This window comes from Pseudomonas argentinensis (genome assembly GCF_001839655.2).
Lineage (GTDB): Bacteria > Pseudomonadota > Gammaproteobacteria > Pseudomonadales > Pseudomonadaceae > Aquipseudomonas > Aquipseudomonas argentinensis_B.
This window is the reverse complement of the sequence record NZ_CP056087.1, coordinates 661,981-679,816: the sequence shown is the minus strand read 5'-3', so window position 1 is coordinate 679,816 and position 17,836 is coordinate 661,981. Positions and strand designations below refer to the sequence as shown.

Annotated in this window: 17 protein-coding genes; 12 read left to right on the top strand and 5 right to left on the bottom strand. The window is 64.3% G+C overall.

What is annotated here, in order from left to right:
- Positions 1-42: 42 nt before the first annotated feature.
- Positions 43-447 carry a DUF4198 domain-containing protein gene (locus tag SA190iCDA_RS03135; protein ID WP_236100988.1) on the top strand — a complete coding sequence of 135 codons (405 nt, stop codon included), beginning with the start codon at positions 43-45 and terminating at the stop codon, positions 445-447.
- Between the two features lie 33 nt (positions 448-480).
- Positions 481-1,632, top strand: coding sequence for a lipase family protein (locus SA190iCDA_RS03130; RefSeq protein WP_070884946.1), 1,152 nt, complete (start codon positions 481-483; stop codon positions 1,630-1,632).
- A 41-nt stretch (positions 1,633-1,673) separates the two neighbouring features.
- Here SA190iCDA_RS03130 and SA190iCDA_RS03125 read toward each other — a convergent pair whose 3' ends face one another.
- From SA190iCDA_RS03125 to purE, 4 genes are all read right to left on the bottom strand, one after another.
- On the bottom strand, positions 1,674-2,207 hold the full coding sequence (locus tag SA190iCDA_RS03125; protein WP_070884945.1) for a DUF3299 domain-containing protein: 534 nt from the start codon (positions 2,205-2,207) through the stop codon (positions 1,674-1,676).
- Positions 2,208-2,273: 66 nt separating this feature from the next.
- Entirely contained in the window at positions 2,274-2,522 is a 249-nt protein-coding gene (locus SA190iCDA_RS03120; RefSeq protein WP_070884944.1) for a GlsB/YeaQ/YmgE family stress response membrane protein, read from the bottom strand.
- A gap of 99 nt (positions 2,523-2,621) precedes the next feature.
- Complete coding sequence (locus tag SA190iCDA_RS03115; RefSeq protein WP_070884943.1) at positions 2,622-3,704, bottom strand: 5-(carboxyamino)imidazole ribonucleotide synthase; 1,083 nt, start codon at positions 3,702-3,704, stop codon at positions 2,622-2,624.
- The gene (gene purE, locus SA190iCDA_RS03110; protein WP_070884942.1) at positions 3,704-4,195 is read right to left on the bottom strand and encodes a 5-(carboxyamino)imidazole ribonucleotide mutase; all 492 of its coding nucleotides are present in this window, start codon (positions 4,193-4,195) and stop codon (positions 3,704-3,706) included. Before purE ends, SA190iCDA_RS03115 begins: the two co-directional genes overlap by 1 nt.
- 250 nt (positions 4,196-4,445) lie before the next feature.
- On the opposite strand from purE, the gene adhP reads away from it, so the two are divergent.
- The 9 genes from adhP (at position 4,446) to SA190iCDA_RS03065 (ending at position 14,919) form a co-directional block, all read left to right on the top strand.
- Positions 4,446-5,468 (top strand): alcohol dehydrogenase AdhP, encoded by a 1,023-nt coding sequence (gene adhP / locus SA190iCDA_RS03105; protein WP_070884941.1) that lies wholly within the window; start codon positions 4,446-4,448, stop codon positions 5,466-5,468.
- Between the two features lie 89 nt (positions 5,469-5,557).
- Positions 5,558-6,355 carry a hypothetical protein gene (locus tag SA190iCDA_RS03100; protein WP_070884940.1) on the top strand — a complete coding sequence of 266 codons (798 nt, stop codon included), beginning with the start codon at positions 5,558-5,560 and terminating at the stop codon, positions 6,353-6,355.
- A gap of 281 nt (positions 6,356-6,636) precedes the next feature.
- On the top strand, positions 6,637-7,545 hold the full coding sequence (locus SA190iCDA_RS03095; RefSeq protein WP_070884939.1) for a glutamate/aspartate ABC transporter substrate-binding protein: 909 nt from the start codon (positions 6,637-6,639) through the stop codon (positions 7,543-7,545).
- 174 nt (positions 7,546-7,719) lie between these two features.
- On the top strand, positions 7,720-8,466 hold the full coding sequence (locus tag SA190iCDA_RS03090; protein WP_070884938.1) for an amino acid ABC transporter permease: 747 nt from the start codon (positions 7,720-7,722) through the stop codon (positions 8,464-8,466).
- Positions 8,463-9,131, top strand: coding sequence for an amino acid ABC transporter permease (locus SA190iCDA_RS03085; RefSeq protein ID WP_170833923.1), 669 nt, complete (start codon positions 8,463-8,465; stop codon positions 9,129-9,131). The genes SA190iCDA_RS03090 and SA190iCDA_RS03085 overlap by 4 nt, the downstream gene beginning before the upstream one ends.
- The gene (locus tag SA190iCDA_RS03080) at positions 9,128-9,862 is read left to right on the top strand and encodes an amino acid ABC transporter ATP-binding protein (protein WP_070884936.1); all 735 of its coding nucleotides are present in this window, start codon (positions 9,128-9,130) and stop codon (positions 9,860-9,862) included. The genes SA190iCDA_RS03085 and SA190iCDA_RS03080 overlap by 4 nt, the downstream gene beginning before the upstream one ends.
- 70 nt (positions 9,863-9,932) lie before the next feature.
- The gene (gene ggt / locus SA190iCDA_RS03075; RefSeq protein WP_070884935.1) at positions 9,933-11,606 is read left to right on the top strand and encodes a gamma-glutamyltransferase; all 1,674 of its coding nucleotides are present in this window, start codon (positions 9,933-9,935) and stop codon (positions 11,604-11,606) included.
- A gap of 99 nt (positions 11,607-11,705) precedes the next feature.
- Positions 11,706-13,607 (top strand): sensor histidine kinase, encoded by a 1,902-nt coding sequence (locus SA190iCDA_RS03070; RefSeq protein ID WP_070884934.1) that lies wholly within the window; start codon positions 11,706-11,708, stop codon positions 13,605-13,607.
- Positions 13,608-13,647: 40 nt separating this feature from the next.
- Positions 13,648-14,919, top strand: coding sequence for a sigma-54-dependent transcriptional regulator (locus SA190iCDA_RS03065; protein ID WP_236101218.1), 1,272 nt, complete (start codon positions 13,648-13,650; stop codon positions 14,917-14,919).
- A gap of 129 nt (positions 14,920-15,048) precedes the next feature.
- On the opposite strand, the gene SA190iCDA_RS03060 is transcribed toward SA190iCDA_RS03065, so the two are convergent.
- Positions 15,049-15,951, bottom strand: coding sequence for a LysR substrate-binding domain-containing protein (locus tag SA190iCDA_RS03060; RefSeq protein WP_070884932.1), 903 nt, complete (start codon positions 15,949-15,951; stop codon positions 15,049-15,051).
- 335 nt (positions 15,952-16,286) lie between these two features.
- Here SA190iCDA_RS03060 and aspA point away from each other — a divergent pair, with 335 nt between their 5' ends.
- The gene (gene aspA / locus SA190iCDA_RS03055) at positions 16,287-17,744 is read left to right on the top strand and encodes an aspartate ammonia-lyase (RefSeq protein WP_070884931.1); all 1,458 of its coding nucleotides are present in this window, start codon (positions 16,287-16,289) and stop codon (positions 17,742-17,744) included.
- Positions 17,745-17,836: the final 92 nt, after the last annotated feature.

Sequence of the window (17,836 nt, the reverse complement as noted above, 5' to 3'; positions counted from 1 at the left end):
TGCACATTGCTGCTTATCGGACTACTCACACAGGGTTACGCCATGGCTTTTTCCAAGACGCTTTATCTGTTCTCCGAGGTCGAGGGCACCGTGTTGCTCGATGGCAAGCCCGCGCAAGGCGTGGAGATCGAGCAGGAGTATCACTGGCACTGGAAGAACGAGCACCGCAAGAACTCGGTGAAAAGCGATGCACAGGGTCGCTTCCATTTTCCGGCCGTGACGGCCAAGTCACTGACCGCCGGCTTCATGCCCCATGAACCGGTGATCGGCCAGCGTCTGACGCTTCGTTACCAAGGCAAGGACCACAAAGGCTGGGTCTTCACCAAGCACAACTACGACAACCTGGGCGAAGTAAAGAATCGGCCATTGAAGTTCATCTGTGAGCTCAATAGCGAGCCCGTCGCGTACCCTGAAACAGAGACCTTTGGTATCTGCGTTATCCAATAGCGCCCTCTCTCACCAGACCAGAAGGATTCGGCTGTGAACCCCCTGAGCCCCAAACAATCCGCGCAAATCGCCACTCACGTCTACACGGTCAAAGACGCCGCCGTGTCACCGATGGGAGGTATAGCGGATGAAGCCGCCCGTCTCGGGCTGAGCAACTCGTTCGACTTTTCCAATCTGCAAATGGCCAGTGGAACCAGCGGCGCGATTTTCCGTACGCGTACCGGATTCGCCTACGCCGTGCAGGGCGTGGGCGGCCGCCAAGGGGAGATGCTGCTGGCATTTCGCGGCACCGACAGCATTGCCGACGCTCTGACCGATGCGAACGCCGGCCTGCAACGTGGGCCGAGCACCTGGCCGGTTCACGCAGGCTTCAACGAAACGTTCAAATCGCTGCGTGGCGATATCGATAACTTCATGCGCGGCCGCAACCCCAGCACCGTGCACTGCGTTGGCCATAGCCTGGGCGGCGCCCTCGCCACGCTGGCGGCCGATCACCTGAGCGAACTCGGTGTAGCCGGCATCAAGCTCTATACCTTTGGTTCACCACGCACCGGGGTGGCTGGCTTCGCACGCCACCTGAGCGGCAAGCTCGGCGCCAGCAACATCCACCGGGTCTACCACAGCGCCGATCCGGTGAGCATGGTGCCGATCTTCCCGTTCAGCCATGTGCCGGTTACCGGCAATGTCTGCATGATCCCCTGGAAGGGCGCGCAGATCAGCCCTGACGCTCACCGCATGACCTCCTACCTGCCATCGATTGGCGATGCCAGCTGGAGGGGGCTCTACCGCAATCCGGAGCCGCCTCTGGATCGGGAAATCGATATCTGGCTGGAAAGCGCCAGCTACGGTCCGACCCTGTTTTCCGCGGCAACGTTGTGGATGATCTCCAAGGCCATGCAGTACCTGCTCAAGAAGGCCGCCAATATCGTCATCGGCAGCGCGATCACCATCGGCGTCACGGTGCTGGATCAGATTGCCGGGATCCTGGTGCAAGGTGCCCAGATCTGCAAAGACATCAGCGATTCCGTCCGCGCCCTGATCGTGAAAATCTTCAAGTTCCTGGGCCGTGCAGTGCCCGCGACCATTGAAGTGACCACGTTCTTCCTGCGCTGGGTACTCGATCTGCTCGCCAGGGCGGTCGTCGATATGGCCCGTCAGGCCATGCACCTGGTCATACGCTCCTGAGCCGAAAAGAAAAACGGCGCCCTCAAGGCGCCGTTTTCACATCACAGGTCGCTTTCCTCGACCATCCGCGCACTGTTGGCATCCAGCGCATAGGCGGCGTCCGCCAGGTCATTGCTGACCGCTTCGATCTTCAGCGTGCCATTGACCCATAGCGGCTCGTAGATATCGTTGAGGGCGATGCCCTTGGGGTAGCGCACCAGCACCAGTTGGTTGGGCGGCGGTGGCGGGACGTGGATGCAGGCGCCTGGGTAAGGCACCAGAAAGAACAGCGTGCTGCGCCCGGCGTTGTCGGTTTCCAGCGGCACCGGATAGCCCCCGAGGCGGATCTTCCTGCCGTTCATGGCCGGCACGGTCTTGGCCGAATACATGACGGCGGGCAGGCCTTTTTCCTGCTGTTTCAAACCGCCCTTGCTGTCGAAGGTGCCGGCGCCCTCAGGGCCGTTGTGAACGATTTCCGGCATCCGCTCAAGGGCGCGCTGATCCTCTTCGGGCATCAGCTCCAGCCAGTCGGTTTCGGGGAGTTCGGCGCGGGCGAAGCCGCTCAGCAGCAGCAGGACCAACAACAGGTAACGCATCGACGGGACTCGCGGTGGTAATGGCCAACAGGGAGCAGCCAGGCGTCGATGCGTCAGGCTACCGGTTTAGCGCTTCTTGGTGATCATGCCGTAGATCACCAGCAGGATGATCGCACCAACCACCGCGCCGATGAAACCAGCGCCTTCACCTGCCTGGTAGATGCCCAGGGCCTGGCCACCATAGGTCGCGGCGATGGAGCCACCGATACCCAGCAGGATGGTCATGATCCAGCCCATGCTGTCGTCGCCAGGCTTGAGGAAACGGGCAATCAAACCCACGATCAGGCCGATTAGAATAGTGCCGATAATACCCATGATGCCCTCCAGAATTGAAAAAGGCGCCGCACTGCTGCGGCGCCTTTCATCTGACGAGAGCGACGGCGCAGAGGTTCAACCTGCCTCGCCCGCGCCTATCTAGCCTGGAATCAGCGCCTGCACCTGGGCGATGCGGCTGTCCAGGGTCGCCCGGTCCGCGCAGCGCAGGGTGGCGTGGCCGACCTTGCGACCGGCCTTGAAGGCCTTGCCGTAGTGATGCAGGTGGCATTCGTCGATGGCGGTGACCTTATCCACAGCCGGTACGCTGCCGATGAAGTTGAGCATGGCGCTCTCGCCGACCTTGGCGGTCGAGCCCAGCGGCAGGCCGGCGACGGCACGCAGGTGGTTCTCGAACTGGCTGCACTCGGCGCCTTCGATGGTCCAGTGCCCGGAGTTGTGCACCCGCGGCGCGATCTCGTTGGCCTTCAGGCCACCGTCGACCTCGAAGAACTCGAAGGCCAATACACCGACGTAATCGAGTTGCTCCAGCACACGGCCGACGTAATCTTCGGCCAGTGCCTGCAGTGGGTGCGCGGTGCTGGCGATCGACAGGCTGAGAATGCCGCTGTCGTGGGTGTTGTGCACCAGCGGGTAGAAGCGCGTTTCGCCATCACGGCCACGCACGGCGACCAGCGATACTTCCCCGGTAAAGGGCACGAAGCCTTCGAGGATGCAGGGTACGCTGCCCAGCTCGGCAAAGGCGCCGGTGACGTCTTCGGGCTTGCGCAGCACCTTCTGGCCCTTGCCGTCATAGCCCAGGGTGCGGGTCTTCATCACCGCCGGCAGGCCGATGCTGGCCACCGCCGCATCCAGGTCGGCCTGGGACTGGATATCGGCGAACGCCGGCGTGGGAATGCCGAGGTCCTTGAACATCGACTTCTCGAACCAGCGATCCCGGGCGATGCGCAGCGACTCGGCGTTCGGATAGACCGGCACGAACTGCGACAGGAAGGCGACGGTTTCCGCCGGCACGCTCTCGAACTCGAAGGTTACCAGATCGACTTCATCGGCCAGCTGGCGCAGGTGATCCTGGTCACCGTAATCAGCGCGGATATGCTCGCCCAGGGCTTGCGCACAGGCATCCGGCGCCGGGTCGAGAAACGCGAAACTCATGCCCAGCGGAGTACCCGCCAGGGCCAACATGCGACCGAGCTGGCCGCCACCGATCACGCCGATCTTCATCACTGCGCCCTCGGGTCCGGGTTTTCCAGCACGGCGTTGGTCTGCTCGTCGCGGAACTGCTTGAGCGCCGCGTGGAACTGCGGGTGCTGGTGACCCAGGATGCTCGCCGCCAGCAGCGCAGCGTTGATGGCGCCGGCCTTGCCGATGGCTAGGGTGGCGACCGGGATACCGGCCGGCATCTGCACGATGGACAGCAGCGAGTCGACGCCCGAGAGCATGGACGACTGCACCGGCACGCCAAGCACCGGCAGGTGGGTCTTGGCAGCACACATGCCCGGCAGGTGGGCGGCGCCACCGGCACCGGCGATGATGACCTGGATGCCACGGCCCTCGGCTTGTTCGGCGTACTGGAACAGCAGATCCGGCGTGCGGTGGGCGGACACCACCTTCACCTCGTTGGGAATGCCCAGCTTGTCGAGCATCTCGACGGTATGGCTCAGGGTGCTCCAGTCGGATTTGGAACCCATGATCACGCCAACCAGTGCGCTCATCGTCGTGCCTCTCTACGTCTCGGGCGCAGGGCGCCATGTCGATTGATCGGGCGCTTGGCGCCGCGGCAGAAACAACAAACCACGCGGGAGGCGTGGTTTGCGTAAACCGGTAATTATACTGCAGTCGCGCACAAATCGATAACTGACCGCCTGTCGGCCGGTGCCGCCATGGGCACCGGAATTTGTCCTGGAGCAATGTCCGCCCCGCCGGGCCTTCCATACTGGGGTTCCTATCGAGGAGGATCGCGCCATGCAGAAGACCATGAAAGCCGCCGTCGTCCATGCCTTCGGCGAGCCCCTGCGGCTCGAAGAGGTGAAAGTGCCCCTGCCTGGCCCCGGGCAGATACTGGTGAAGATCGAGGCAGCGGGCGTTTGCCACACCGACCTGCACGCCGCCGACGGCGACTGGCCGGTAAAGCCCAGCCTGCCGTTCATTCCCGGCCATGAGGGCGTTGGCTACGTCGCCGCGGTAGGCGCCGGCGTCACCCGTGTGCGCGAAGACGACCGGGTCGGCGTGCCCTGGCTGTACACCGCCTGCGGTTGCTGCGAACACTGCCTGACCGGCTGGGAAACCCTGTGCGCCGAGCAGCAGAACACCGGTTACTCGGTCAACGGCAGCTACGCCGAGTACGTGCTGGCCGACCCCGATTACGTGGGTATCCTGCCCAAGCGCGTCGAGTTCGCCGAGATCGCGCCGATCCTCTGCGCCGGCGTCACCGTCTACAAAGGCCTGAAAGTGACCGGCGCCCGCCCCGGCCAGTGGGTGGCGATTTCCGGCATCGGCGGCCTGGGTCACGTGGCCGTGCAGTACGCCCGCGCCATGGGCCTGCACGTGGCGGCCATCGACGTGGACGATGCCAAGCTGACGCTGGCCAGAAAGCTCGGCGCCAGCCTGACCATCAATGCCCGCCATGAAAACCCGGCCGAGGTCATTCAGCGCGACATCGGCGGCGCCCATGGCGTGCTGGTCACCGCGGTATCGAACAGCGCCTTTGGCCAGGCCATCGGCATGGCCCGGCGCGGCGGCACCGTGGCCCTGGTCGGCCTGCCACCGGGCGACTTCCCGACACCGATCTTCGACGTGGTGCTCAAGGCCATAAGCATCACCGGGTCCATCGTCGGCACCCGCGCGGATCTGCAGGAGGCCCTGGACTTCGCCGGCGAAGGCCTGGTCAAGGCGACCATCCACCGTGACCGGCTGGACAACGTCAACGGCGTGCTCGAGCAGATGCGCGCCGGGCAGATCGAAGGCCGGGTGGTGATGCAGTTCTGAGCAGAGCGTTTGCCAGCGGGAACGGGCGCACAGTGCCCGCTGTCAGACGCCGTTAGACTCGCACCCATCAACCACCAAGGGATCCTGCCATGACACGGCTGTCGCTGCTTATCGCCTCAACCTTCCTGACCTTCAACGCCAGCGCCCTGGAACTGGCGAAATATCCCAAGGCGTTCGCCGCTGACAAGGGCATCAGCGTCGTGGTCGCCCCCAGCAGCGACGAGAAACAGGCCCTGGTGCAGATCAGCGGTATCAACCATCCGCTGGATGAAGTGGTGCTGCTGACCAAGGTCGAGCCGCGCAGCCAGGACGAAAGCGACTACGCCACCACCCTCGATGGCAGCAGCTACGTGCTGCTCGGCCAGCGCCAGGAATGGGGCGGCGAGTCCTATCAGCTGTACCTGCCGAACAACCGCGACCCGCTGTACCTGAGCTTCGACGACAAGGCCAGCAAGGCGGTCAAGCCGGCCGAACTGCTCGCCCTCTATGAAAAGCAGCACAAGGACGGCGTGCAGGAGAAGCTCGCCCGTTTCGACCGCGAGAAGCGTCAGCAGTACCACGTCGAGCGCCTGCAACAGATGGACGCCGAGGCCTCGACCAGCTGCGGCACCACCCTGAAGACCGACATCGACTGGCAGGCCATGGATGACCAACTGCTCAAGGAACTGAGCGTGTCCGGCTACTGCGGCGAGGTGGTCAACCAGATGAACAGCCTGTGCAGCAGCTCGCCGGCATTCAAGGAGCAGGCTGCCAAGCTGAACAGCGTCGAGTGCAGCTTCGGCAAGGAAATGAAGATTCGCGAACAGGACAATCGCATCCAGTTCACCACCGAGCGTGACGCCGCCAACCAGGGCGACTTCATCAACGCCTTTCTGCGTAATCGCTAAGCAGCGACTCCCCGGGCGGCCATCCAGGCCGCCCTTCTTTCGTTCGGAAATCCGAACGCCGGACGGTCGAAAAACCGAACATCCGACCATCACGCCTTTTCCCAGCGCCAGAACTGAAAGTAAATAGCCTTAATATTCATGCAGTTGCGCAATGGAAACGGAGCTATCGAGGCCTGGCACACATCCTGCTCCCCTACAGGACAGGAAAAGCGATAGCCCTTCCATCAGCAGGCACGTACCTAGAAGTACGTCCTCAATAACAACAACACCGAGGATTCCTCATGCGTCTCGTCCCCCGCGTACTGGCTGTAGCCGTTGCCGCCACCCTGATGTCCAGCCCGGTTTTCGCTGCCGAACTGACCGGCACCCTGAAGAAGATCAAGGACTCGGGCACCATCACCCTGGGCCACCGCGACTCGTCCATCCCCTTCTCCTACTACGGCGACACTTCCAAGCAGCCGGTTGGCTACTCCCATGACCTGCAACTGAAGGTCGTCGAAGAGCTGAAAAAGGAACTGGAGCTGCCTGACCTGAAGGTGCGCTACAACCTGGTGACCTCCCAGACCCGCATCCCGCTGGTACAGAACGGCACCGTGGACCTGGAGTGCGGCTCCACCACCAACAACGTCGAGCGCCAGCGCCAGGTCGACTTCTCCGTCGGCATCTTCGAAGTGGGCACCCGCCTGCTGACCAAGAAAAGCAGCGGCGTGAACGACTTCGAGGACCTCAGGGGCAAGAACGTGGTGACCACCGCCGGCACCACGTCCGAGCGCCTGCTCAAGGCCATGAACGCCGAGAAGAAGATGGGCATGAACGTGATTTCCGCCAAGGATCACGGCGAATCCTTCCTGATGCTCGAGTCCAACCGCGCAGTGGCCTTCATGATGGATGACGCCCTGCTGGCCGGCGAAATGGCCAAGGCCAAGCAGCCGGACGACTGGCACGTGGTCGGCACCCCGCAGTCCTTCGAAATCTACGGCTGCATGGTTCGCAAGGGCGACGAAGGCTTCAAGAAGGTGGTCGACAAGGCCATTGCCGACACCTTCGCATCGGGCGAGATCAACGACCTCTACAACAAGTGGTTCCAGCAGCCTGTTCCGCCAAAAGGCCTGAACCTCAACTTCCCCATGAGCGAAGAGCTGAAGAAGCTGATCGCCAATCCCACCGACAAGTCTGCCGAGCAGATCTGACGGTGTGATGCCGCGCCCCTTTCACGAGAAGGGGGCGTAGCGGGGATCCGGAGGGGCCGCCGGCCGCTCCATCCATTTCCTGACGAAGCCGAACACCGTTCGCTCACGCGGATGCGGGGGACTGTTGCCCGCCACCTGGCTTCGCCACGTCAACTCACCTGAGGGGAAACCCGAATGAACTACAACTGGGACTGGGGCATATTCTTCAAGTCCACCGGCATTGGCGATGAAATCTACCTGGAGTGGTTCATCACCGGCCTGGGCTGGACCATCGCCATCGCCCTGGTCGGCTGGTTGATCGCCCTGTCGCTCGGCTCGCTGCTCGGTGTGATGCGCACCGTGCCGAACCGCCTGATCTCCGGGATCGCCACCGCCTACGTGGAGATCTTCCGAAACGTGCCGCTGCTGGTGCAGCTGTTCCTCTGGTACTTCCTGGTGCCGGACCTGCTGCCCGAACCGCTGGAGTTATGGTTCAAGCAGGACCTCAACCCGGCTACCTCGGCCTATCTGTCGGTCGTGGTCTGCCTCGGCTTGTTCACTGCCGCACGGGTATGCGAGCAGGTGCGCACCGGCATTCAGGCACTGCCCAAGGGCCAGACTGCCGCGGCCTACGCCATGGGCTTTCGCCTGCCGCAGATCTACCGCAACGTGCTGCTGCCCCAGGCCTACCGGATCATCATTCCGCCATTAACCAGTGAGTTCCTGAACATCTTCAAGAACTCCTCGGTGGCCTCGCTGATCGGCCTCATGGAGCTGCTCGCGCAGACCAAGCAGACCGCCGAATTCAGCGCCAACCTGTTCGAAGCCTTCACCCTGGCGACGCTGATCTACTTCACCCTGAACATGAGCCTGATGATGATCATGCGCATGGTCGAGCGTAAGGTCGCCGTGCCGGGCCTGATCTCCGTGGGAGGTAAATGATGGACTTCAGTCAGATCATCCCCGCTCTGCCAGGCCTCTGGGAAGGCATGGCCATGACCCTGCAACTTATGGTCATGGGCGTCATCGGTGGTGTGATTCTCGGCACCCTGCTGGCGCTGATGCGCCTGTCGAGCAACGTGCTGTTGTCCAAGGTGGCAGCCACCTACGTCAACTACTTCCGCTCGATCCCGCTGCTGCTGGTGATCACCTGGTTCTACTTCGCGGTGCCGTTCATCCTGCGCTGGATCACCGGCGAGGACACCCCCGTGGGCGCGTTCGCGTCCTGCCTGGTGGCCTTCATCATGTTCGAGGCGGCGTACTTCTGCGAAATCGTCCGTGCCGGCATCCAGTCCATACCCAAGGGCCAGATGGGCGCTGCCCAGGCACTGGGCATGAGCTACGGCCAGACCATGCGCCTGATCATCCTGCCCCAGGCATTTCGCAAGATGACCCCGCTGCTGCTGCAGCAGAGCATCATCCTGTTCCAGGACACCTCGCTGGTCTACACCGTCGGCCTGATGGACTTCCTCAATGCTGCCCGCTCGCGCGGCGACATTCTGGGTCAGCCCCATGAATTCCTGATCTTCGCCGGCCTGGTCTACTTCACCATCAGCTTCGCGGCCTCGCAGCTGGTCAAGCTCCTGCAAAAAAGGTTAGCCGTATGATTTCCATCAAGAACGTCAACAAGTGGTATGGGGACTTCCAGGTGCTGACCGACTGCACCACGGACGTCAAGAAAGGCGAAGTGGTCGTGGTCTGCGGGCCGTCCGGCTCGGGCAAGTCGACCCTGATCAAGTGCGTCAACGCCCTGGAGCCCTTCCAGAAGGGCGACATCGTGGTCGATGGCACCTCGATTGCCGACAAGAAGACCAACCTGCCCAAGCTGCGCTCGCGCGTCGGCATGGTGTTCCAGCACTTCGAGCTGTTCCCGCACCTGACCATCACCGAAAACCTGACCATCGCGCAGATCAAGGTGCTGGGCCGCAGCAAGGAAGAGGCCACCAACAAAGGCCTGCAGCTGCTCGACCGCGTCGGCCTCTCGGAGCACGCCCACAAGCACCCGGGCCAGCTCTCCGGCGGCCAGCAGCAGCGGGTGGCGATTGCCCGCGCCCTGGCCATGGACCCGATCGTCATGCTGTTCGACGAACCGACCTCGGCGCTGGACCCGGAAATGGTCAACGAAGTGCTCGACGTGATGGTGCAGCTGGCCCACGAAGGCATGACCATGATGTGCGTGACCCACGAGATGGGCTTCGCCCGCAAGGTCGCCGACCGGGTGATCTTCATGGACGCCGGCAAGATCGTCGAAGACTGCCCCAAGGAAGAGTTCTTCGGCGATATCAGCGCCCGCTCCGACCGCGCCCAGCAGTTCCTCGCCAAGATCCTCCAGCATTGATGCACCAGGCCCACCATCGCAGCGATGATGGGCCTAGACTCGACAAGTACAACAATGATCGAGACCCATCATGCGCCTACTGCACTTCAAGACCCTGACCCTCAGCGTTGCCATCGCCGCCAGCAGCCATGCGCTGCTGGCGGCCCCTCTCGACGGCGCTGCGGTCGCCGCTCCTGACGGGTACGCCGCCAAGGTGGCCGCCGACGTACTCAAGAAGGGCGGCAACGCGGTGGACGCCGCCGTCGCCACCGCCTTTACCCTGGCCATCACCTACCCCGAGGCCGGCAACATCGGCGGCGGCGGCTTCATGACCCTGTTCATGGACGGCAAGCCCTACTTCCTCGACTACCGGGAAACCGCGCCAAAGGCCGCGACCAAGACCATGTACCTGGACGAAAAGGGTGAGGTGATCGAGAACCTCAGCCTGGTTGGCGCCAAGGCAGCCGGCGTACCCGGCACGGTGCTGGGCCTGTGGGAAGCCCACAAGCGCTTCGGCAAGCTGTCGTGGAGCGAGCTGCTGACACCCGCCATCGGCTATGCCAACAGCGGCTTCAAGGTCGCCGACCAGCAGTTCCAGTACCGCGAGGACGCCATCGGCCTGTTCAACGGCAAGACCAACTTCACCGCGCACTTCGGCAGCATGCGCCCGGGCGAGGTGTTCAAGCAGCCGCTGATGGCAGAGACCCTGGAGCGCATCGCCGCCAATGGCCCGGACGAATTCTACAAGGGCCAGACCGCCGATCTGCTGGTCGCCCAGATGCAGCGTGATGGCGGGTTGATCAGCAAACAGGATCTGGCCGACTACCGGGTCAAATGGCGTGAGCCGATGCGCGTCGACTGGCAGGGCAACAGCCTGTATACCGCGCCCCTGCCCAGCTCCGGCGGCATCGCCCTGGCCCAGCTGATCGGCATCAAGGAGCAGCGCGCCGCCGACTTCAAGGGCGTCGAGCTGAACTCGGCGCGCTATATCCACCTGCTGGCCGAGATCGAGAAGCGCGTGTTCGCCGACCGCGCCGACTACCTGGGCGACCCGGACTTCTCCCAGGTGCCGGTCGCCAAGCTGATCGACGCCGCGTACCTCAAGCGCCGCGCCGCCGAGGTCAATCCGACCGCCATCTCGCCGACCGAGCAGGTGCGCCCAGGCCTGGAACCGCACCAGACCACGCACTTCTCCATCGTCGATGCCGACGGCAACGCGGTCAGCAACACCTACACCCTGAACTGGGACTTCGGCAGCGGCGTGGTGGTCGAAGGCGCCGGCTTCCTGCTCAACGACGAGATGGACGACTTCAGTGCCAAGCCCGGCGTCGCCAACGCCTTCGGTGTGGTGGGCAGCGATGCCAACGCCATCGAGCCGGGCAAGCGCATGCTGTCGTCGATGAGCCCGAGCATCGTCACCCGCGACGGCAAGGTCAGCCTGGTGCTGGGCACGCCCGGCGGCTCGCGGATCTTCACCTCGATCTTCCAGGTGCTCAACAACGTCTACGACTTCAAGCTGCCCCTGGAAAAGGCCGTGGCCGCCCAGCGCGTCCATCACCAGCTACTGCCCAAGGACACCCTCTACTACGACGCCCACGCACCGCTCACCGGCAAGGTCGCCGACGAGTTGAAAGCCATGGGCTACGTGCTCGAGGATCAGGGCTGGAACATGGGAGACATCCAGGCCATCCGCGTCGACGGGCGCCGTCTGGAAACCGCCTCCGACCCGCGTGGGCGCGGCGTCGGCCTGGTGGTGGAACCCTGAGTCCCGTGTCATGAGCCGCCCCCCACGGCACTGCCGCACCCGCGGCGGTGAGCCGCCACCCGCGCCCCTGCGCGGGCTGGTTCGGTCACGGTGACTGTGATGCAATGCGCGTCCATCAGTCCACCTCGGGTGCCGCCCGCCTTGGCCGCCAAACCGCGCTACGTCCGCCACCTGTCGCTGACCCTGCTGATGCTGGCACTGGTGGCCGCCTGCGGCTACGCCGGCTACTACCTGAGCGAAAAATCGGGCATCCGCAGTCTGGTCGAAAGCGGTGAGCGCCAGCTCGAGCTCAATGCCCGGGCGGTGGAAAGCGAGATCAACAAGTACACCTACCTGCCCAGCTTGCTGGAGCTCGAATCCAACGTCAGCCGTCTGCTGCTGACCCCCGACGCCTACCGGCGCCAGCGCGTCAACGACTACCTTGAAGGCCTCAACCAGCGCAGCGGCAGCCTGGCCATCTACGTGATGGACACCGACGGCCGCGTGCTGGCCACCAGCAACTGGCGCCAGGCCGACAGCTACCTGGGCGAGGATCTCTCGTTCCGCGCCTATTTCCAGGACGCCCTGGAAGGCGAGCAGGGCCGCTTCTACGGGATCGGCAGCACCACCGGCGAGCCCGGCTACTACCTGTCTCACGGTCTCAAGGCCAACGGCCGGATCATCGGCGTGGCGGTGGTCAAGGTACGCCTCGACCCGCTCGAGCAGCGCTGGCAACGGGCGCGCCTCGAGGCCTACGTCAGCGACGAAAACGGCATCATCATTCTTTCCAGCGATCCGGCGCGGCGTCTCAAGGCGGTACGTCCGCTGGTGGCCGAAACCAAGGAGCGCCTGGCGCGCAGCCTGCAGTATCACTGGTCGTCGCTCGACGAGTTGATCCCCCTGGCGCGCCAGGCGCTGGACACCGGGGTCGAGCAGGTCAGCTTCGCCGGTCACAATGCGCAGGATGCCAGCGAGGTCACCCACTACCTCGCCCAGAGCCGCCCCCTGGAAGACACACCCTGGCACCTGACCCTGCTCAGCCCACTGCAGGACCTGCGCCGCGAAGCGGTCAGCCACGGCATGCTGGCCGCCGCCGGCTTCGCCCTGCTGGCCTTTCTGCTGATCGCCTGGAACGAGCGGCGCAAGGTGATTGCCACCCGCCTGGCCGCTCGTGAGGCCCTGCAGCTGGCCAACAGCGAGCTGGAGCGCAAGATCACCGAGCGCACCGCCGACCTGCGCGCCAGCAACGACCGCCTCAAGGCGCAGATTCGCGAGCGCCGCCAGGCCGAGGAGACCCTGCGCCTGGCCCAGGACGAACTGGTGCAGGCCGGCAAGTTGGCGGTCATCGGGCAGATGTCCACCAGCATCGCCCACGAACTCAACCAGCCGCTGGCGGCGCTGCGCACGCTGTCCGGCAACACCGTGCGCTTCCTGTCCCGCGGTGCCTACGACGTGGCCACCACCAACCTGCAGACCATCAACGAACTGGTCGACCGCATGGGCAAGATCACCGGCAGCCTGCGCGCCTTCGCCCGCCGCTCCAACGACGGTGGCGAAGCCAGCCTGAGCAAGGCCGTGGACGCCGCCCTGCAGGTGGTGCAGCCGCGTCTGGAGCGCACGCCGCTGAACATCCATCACCAGTTCGAGGACGCCCGGCTGGCGATCAACCAGACCCGCCTGGAGCAGATCCTGGTCAACCTGATCGCCAATGCCGCCGACGCGATGAGCACCCAGGCCGATCGCCACCTGTGGCTGCAGGGCAGCGCCGAGGGCGAGCGCTACCGCCTGCGCGTGCAGGACAACGGCCCCGGCATCGCTCCCGAAGACCGTACCCACCTGTTCGAACCCTTCTTCACCACCAAGCCCGGCGAGCAGGGCCTGGGGCTCGGCCTGACGCTATCGGCCAGCCTCGCCGCAGCCGCCGGCGGCAGCCTCAGCGCCGACCATCCGCCCCAGGGCGGCACCGCTTTCGAACTCAACCTGCCCCAGGTTGCCGTTGTCATGGAGACACCCGATGAATGATGACCTCACCGTGCTGATCGTCGAGGACGACCCCCACGTGCTGCTCGGCTGCCAGCAGGCCCTGGCACTGGAGGACATCCCCTGCGAAGGCGTGGGCAGCGCCGAAGACGCCCTGCGGCGCATCGATGCGGATTTCGCCGGCATCGTCATCAGCGATATCCGCCTGCCCGGCATGGATGGCCTGCAACTGCTCGGCGAGCTCAAGCGCCGCGATCCCAGCCTGCCGGTGGTGCTGATCACCGGTCACGGTGACATCGGCATGGCGGTAGGCGCCATGCGCGACGGCGCCTACGACTTCATGGAGAAACCCTTTTCCCCGGAGCGCCTGGTGGACGTCGCCCGCCGCGCCCTGGAGCAACGTAGCCTGGCCCGCGAGGTGTCGTCGCTGCGCCGCCAACTGGCTGGCAAGCAGGCCTTGGAGCACCGTCTGATCGGCCGCTCGCCGGCCATGCAGCAACTGCGCGAGCTGATCGCCAACGTCGCCGACACCTCCGCCAACGTGCTGATCGAAGGCGAGACCGGCACTGGCAAGGAGCTGGTCGCCCGCTGCCTGCACGACTTCAGCCGCCGGCAGAGCAAGGCCTTCGTGGCGCTGAACTGCGGCGGCCTGCCGGAAAACCTGTTCGAGAGCGAGATCTTCGGCCATGAGGCCCATGCCTTTACCGGCGCTGGCAAACGGCGCATCGGCAAGATCGAGCACGCCAATGGCGGCAGCCTGTTTCTAGACGAGATCGAAAGCATGCCGCTCAACCTGCAGATCAAGCTATTGCGCGTGCTGCAGGAACACAGCCTGGAGCGCCTGGGCTCGAACCAGCCGATCGCCGTCGATTGCCGGGTGATCGCCGCCACCAAGGCCGACCTCGACGAGGCCGGCAGGAACGGCCAGTTTCGCAGCGACCTCTACTATCGCCTCAACGTGGTGACCCTGGAGCTGCCGCCACTGCGCGAGCGCCGCGAGGATATCGCCCTGCTGTTCGAGCACTTCCTGCAGCTCTCGGCCCTGCGCTTCGACCGCGCCGCGCCCGAACTGGACCGCCATACCCTGGCCGCCCTGCTGGCCCATGACTGGCCTGGCAACGTGCGCGAACTGCGCAATGTCGCCGAACGCTTCGCCCTCGGCCTGCCGGCCTTCAAGAAGAGCGGCGCCAACGAAGGCAACCCCGCCACCTTTGCCGAAGCCGTGGAAGCCTTCGAACGCAACCTGCTGGTCGACGCCCTCGAACAGCACGCCGGCAATCTCAGCCAGGCCGCCCAGGCTCTTGGCATGGCCAAGACCACGCTGTTCGACAAGGTGAAGAAGTACGGGCTTTAAGCTGCAAGCTGCAAGCTGCAAGCTGCAAGCTGCAAGCTGCAAGCTGCAAGCTAGCATGGCGTGCGCCTCAAGATCGCGATCAAGCTTTTGCTCTTACTTGAGGCTTGTGGCTTGCAGCTTGAAGCTGCTCTACCGCCCCACCCCTCCTTCCAGCTTGCGCCACAACAGGCGCACCGCCGCCTTGCGCGACATGCTCCAGCGGTACAGGCGGATTTCCAGCGGGATATGCCAGTGCTCCTTGCCGCACACCACCAGCTCGCCCCGCGCCAGCTCGGCGTTCATCGACAGCCGCGGCACCCAGGCCACGCCCAGGCCTTGCAGGGCCATGGCCTTGAGGCTGTCGGCCATGGCCGTTTCATGTACGGTGGTGGAACGCAGGGCGCGCTGGCGCAGCAGCAGGTTCACCGAGCGGCCCAGGTAGGTGCCGGCGCTGTAGGCCAGCAGCGGTACGCTCTGACCGGCGTCCAGGTCGAAGAGCGGCGTGCCCTGCTCATCCACGGCGCAGACCGGCAGCATCTCGCTGACGCCCAAGGGCAGTGACGGGAACAGATCGGGGGCCAGCTGCACGGCGGCGTCCTGATCGTGGTAGGCGAGGATCAGGTCGCAGGTGCCTTCGCGCAGCGAGTGCACCGCCTCACCGACGTTGGTCGCCACCAGCCGGGTGGTCAGCGGCAGGCCGTCTCGGCGCAGGCGGGCGATCCATTGCGGGAAGAAGCCGAATACCAGGGAGTGGGCGGCAGCAATCTGCAGGGCCTCGCCCTGCTGCCCCTCGAGATGATGCAGGTGGCGCACCACCTCCCCCAGCTGCTCGACCATGCTGCGCGCGGTGAGCAGGAACAGCTGGCCGGACTCGGTCAGCTCGATTGGTGTGCGCGAGCGGTTGACCAAGGTCAGGCCAAGCACCGCCTCCAGACTCTGAATGCGGCGGCTGAACGCCGGCTGGGTCACGAAGCGCTTTTGCGCCGCGGCCGAAAAGCTGCGGGTGGCGGCCAGGGTAACGAAGTCTTCCAGCCATTTGGTTTCCAGGTTCATCGGCGCTCTCCACTCCTGCAGGCCTGCGCACACGTTTGGTGCATTAGGGTCTGTTGACGTTTCAGCGCAAGCCGCGTTGCTGCGAGAAATCTCGCCAGGCGAGGCGGAGGACGCAGGAAATGGTGCTCCCTCTTCAAGTCCTCCAACGCATGGCGAGATTTCCCGTGCAACCTGAAGGGTCGTGCTGAAACGTCAACAGACCCAAAAAGGTCACAGCCACATTATGCCGATTATGCATAGGTCAGCAAACAACAGCATTGGCCGCCACCAGCGCTCAAGCCTTATTCTTTGGCCCATCGCGGCATCTTCCGCGCCTTTACGAGAATCTAGACATCATGTCCGCTGCTGCATCGTTCCGCGTCGAAAAAGACCTGCTCGGCACCCTCGAAGTCCCGGCAGAAGCCTATTACGGCATTCAGACCCTGCGTGCGCTGAACAACTTCCGCCTGTCCGGCGTGCCATTGGCCCACTACCCGAAACTGGTGGTGGCCCTGGCGATGGTCAAGCAGGCCGCCGCCGACGCCAACCGTGAGCTGGGCCACCTGCCCGCTGAAAAACACGCGGCGATCAGCGAAGCCTGTGCGCGCATCATCCGCGGCGATTTCCACGAGCAGTTCGTGGTGGACATGATTCAGGGCGGTGCCGGCACCTCGACCAACATGAACGCCAACGAGGTGATCGCCAACATCGCCCTGGAAGCCATGGGCCATGCCAAGGGTGAATACAAGCACCTGCACCCGAACAACGACGTGAACATGGCGCAGTCGACCAACGACGCCTACCCGACCGCCATCCGCCTGGGGCTGCTGCTCGGCCACGACACCCTGCTGGCCAGCCTCGACAGCCTGATCCAGTCGTTCGCGGCCAAGGGCGAAGAATTCGCCCACGTACTGAAGATGGGCCGCACCCAGCTGCAGGACGCCGTACCGATGACCCTCGGCCAGGAATTCCGCGCCTTCGCCACCACCCTCGGTGAAGACCTGGCGCGCCTGCGCAGCCTGGCACCGGAACTGCTGACCGAAGTGAACCTGGGCGGCACCGCCATCGGCACCGGCATCAACGCCGACCCCGGCTACCAGCACCTGGCCGTACAACGCCTGGCCCTGATCAGCGGCCAGCCGCTGGTACCGGCCGCCGACCTGATCGAAGCGACTTCCGACATGGGCGCCTTCGTGCTGTTCTCCGGCATGCTCAAGCGCACCGCGGTCAAGCTGTCGAAGATCTGCAACGACCTGCGTCTGCTGTCCAGCGGCCCGCGCACCGGCATCAACGAGATCAACCTGCCGGCGCGCCAGCCGGGCAGCTCGATCATGCCCGGCAAGGTCAACCCGGTGATCCCGGAAGCGGTCAACCAGGTAGCCTTCGAGATCATCGGCAACGACCTGGCGCTGACCATGGCAGCCGAAGGCGGCCAGCTGCAGCTCAACGTGATGGAGCCGCTGATCGCCTACAAGATCTTCGACTCGATCCGCCTGCTGCAGCGCGCCATGGACATGCTGCGCGAGCATTGCATCAACGGCATCACCGCCAACGAAGCCCACTGCCGCGCGCTGATGGAAAACTCCATCGGCCTGATCACCGCGCTCAACCCCTATATCGGCTACGAGAACTCCACCCGTATCGCCAAGGACGCTCTGGTCAGCGGCCGCGGCGTACTGGAGCTGGTACGTGAAGAGCAGCTGCTCGACGACAGCACCCTGGCCGAGATCCTGCGCCCGGAAAACATGATCGCCCCGCACCAGCTCAAGCCCCTGACCCCGCCGGTCAGAGAGGCGGTCGAGCAGCAGCGTTAAGCACCGCTCGACCCGAAGCCCCGTACCGCTCAGCGCTGCGGGGCTTCGCTTTATTCAAGGACCGATTGCCGTTTGCCTGCGCGCAGGCTAAA

What these genes read in the sequence shown, in the direction of transcription:
- SA190iCDA_RS03135 (WP_236100988.1), top strand. Translation starts at nt 43, where the DNA reads ATGGCTTTTTCCAAGACGCTTTATCTGTTCTCCGAGGTCGAGGGCACC.
- SA190iCDA_RS03125 (WP_070884945.1), bottom strand. Translation starts at nt 2,207, where the DNA reads ATGCGTTACCTGTTGTTGGTCCTGCTGCTGCTGAGCGGCTTCGCCCGC.
- SA190iCDA_RS03120 (WP_070884944.1), bottom strand. Translation starts at nt 2,522, where the DNA reads ATGGGTATTATCGGCACTATTCTAATCGGCCTGATCGTGGGTTTGATT.
- SA190iCDA_RS03115 (WP_070884943.1), bottom strand. Translation starts at nt 3,704, where the DNA reads ATGAAGATCGGCGTGATCGGTGGCGGCCAGCTCGGTCGCATGTTGGCC.
- purE (WP_070884942.1), bottom strand. Translation starts at nt 4,195, where the DNA reads ATGAGCGCACTGGTTGGCGTGATCATGGGTTCCAAATCCGACTGGAGC.
- adhP (WP_070884941.1), top strand. Translation starts at nt 4,446, where the DNA reads ATGCAGAAGACCATGAAAGCCGCCGTCGTCCATGCCTTCGGCGAGCCC.
- SA190iCDA_RS03100 (WP_070884940.1), top strand. Translation starts at nt 5,558, where the DNA reads ATGACACGGCTGTCGCTGCTTATCGCCTCAACCTTCCTGACCTTCAAC.
- SA190iCDA_RS03095 (WP_070884939.1), top strand. Translation starts at nt 6,637, where the DNA reads ATGCGTCTCGTCCCCCGCGTACTGGCTGTAGCCGTTGCCGCCACCCTG.
- SA190iCDA_RS03090 (WP_070884938.1), top strand. Translation starts at nt 7,720, where the DNA reads ATGAACTACAACTGGGACTGGGGCATATTCTTCAAGTCCACCGGCATT.
- SA190iCDA_RS03085 (WP_170833923.1), top strand. Translation starts at nt 8,463, where the DNA reads ATGATGGACTTCAGTCAGATCATCCCCGCTCTGCCAGGCCTCTGGGAA.
- SA190iCDA_RS03080 (WP_070884936.1), top strand. Translation starts at nt 9,128, where the DNA reads ATGATTTCCATCAAGAACGTCAACAAGTGGTATGGGGACTTCCAGGTG.
- ggt (WP_070884935.1), top strand. Translation starts at nt 9,933, where the DNA reads ATGCGCCTACTGCACTTCAAGACCCTGACCCTCAGCGTTGCCATCGCC.
- SA190iCDA_RS03070 (WP_070884934.1), top strand. Translation starts at nt 11,706, where the DNA reads ATGCAATGCGCGTCCATCAGTCCACCTCGGGTGCCGCCCGCCTTGGCC.
- SA190iCDA_RS03060 (WP_070884932.1), bottom strand. Translation starts at nt 15,951, where the DNA reads ATGAACCTGGAAACCAAATGGCTGGAAGACTTCGTTACCCTGGCCGCC.
- aspA (WP_070884931.1), top strand. Translation starts at nt 16,287, where the DNA reads ATGTCCGCTGCTGCATCGTTCCGCGTCGAAAAAGACCTGCTCGGCACC.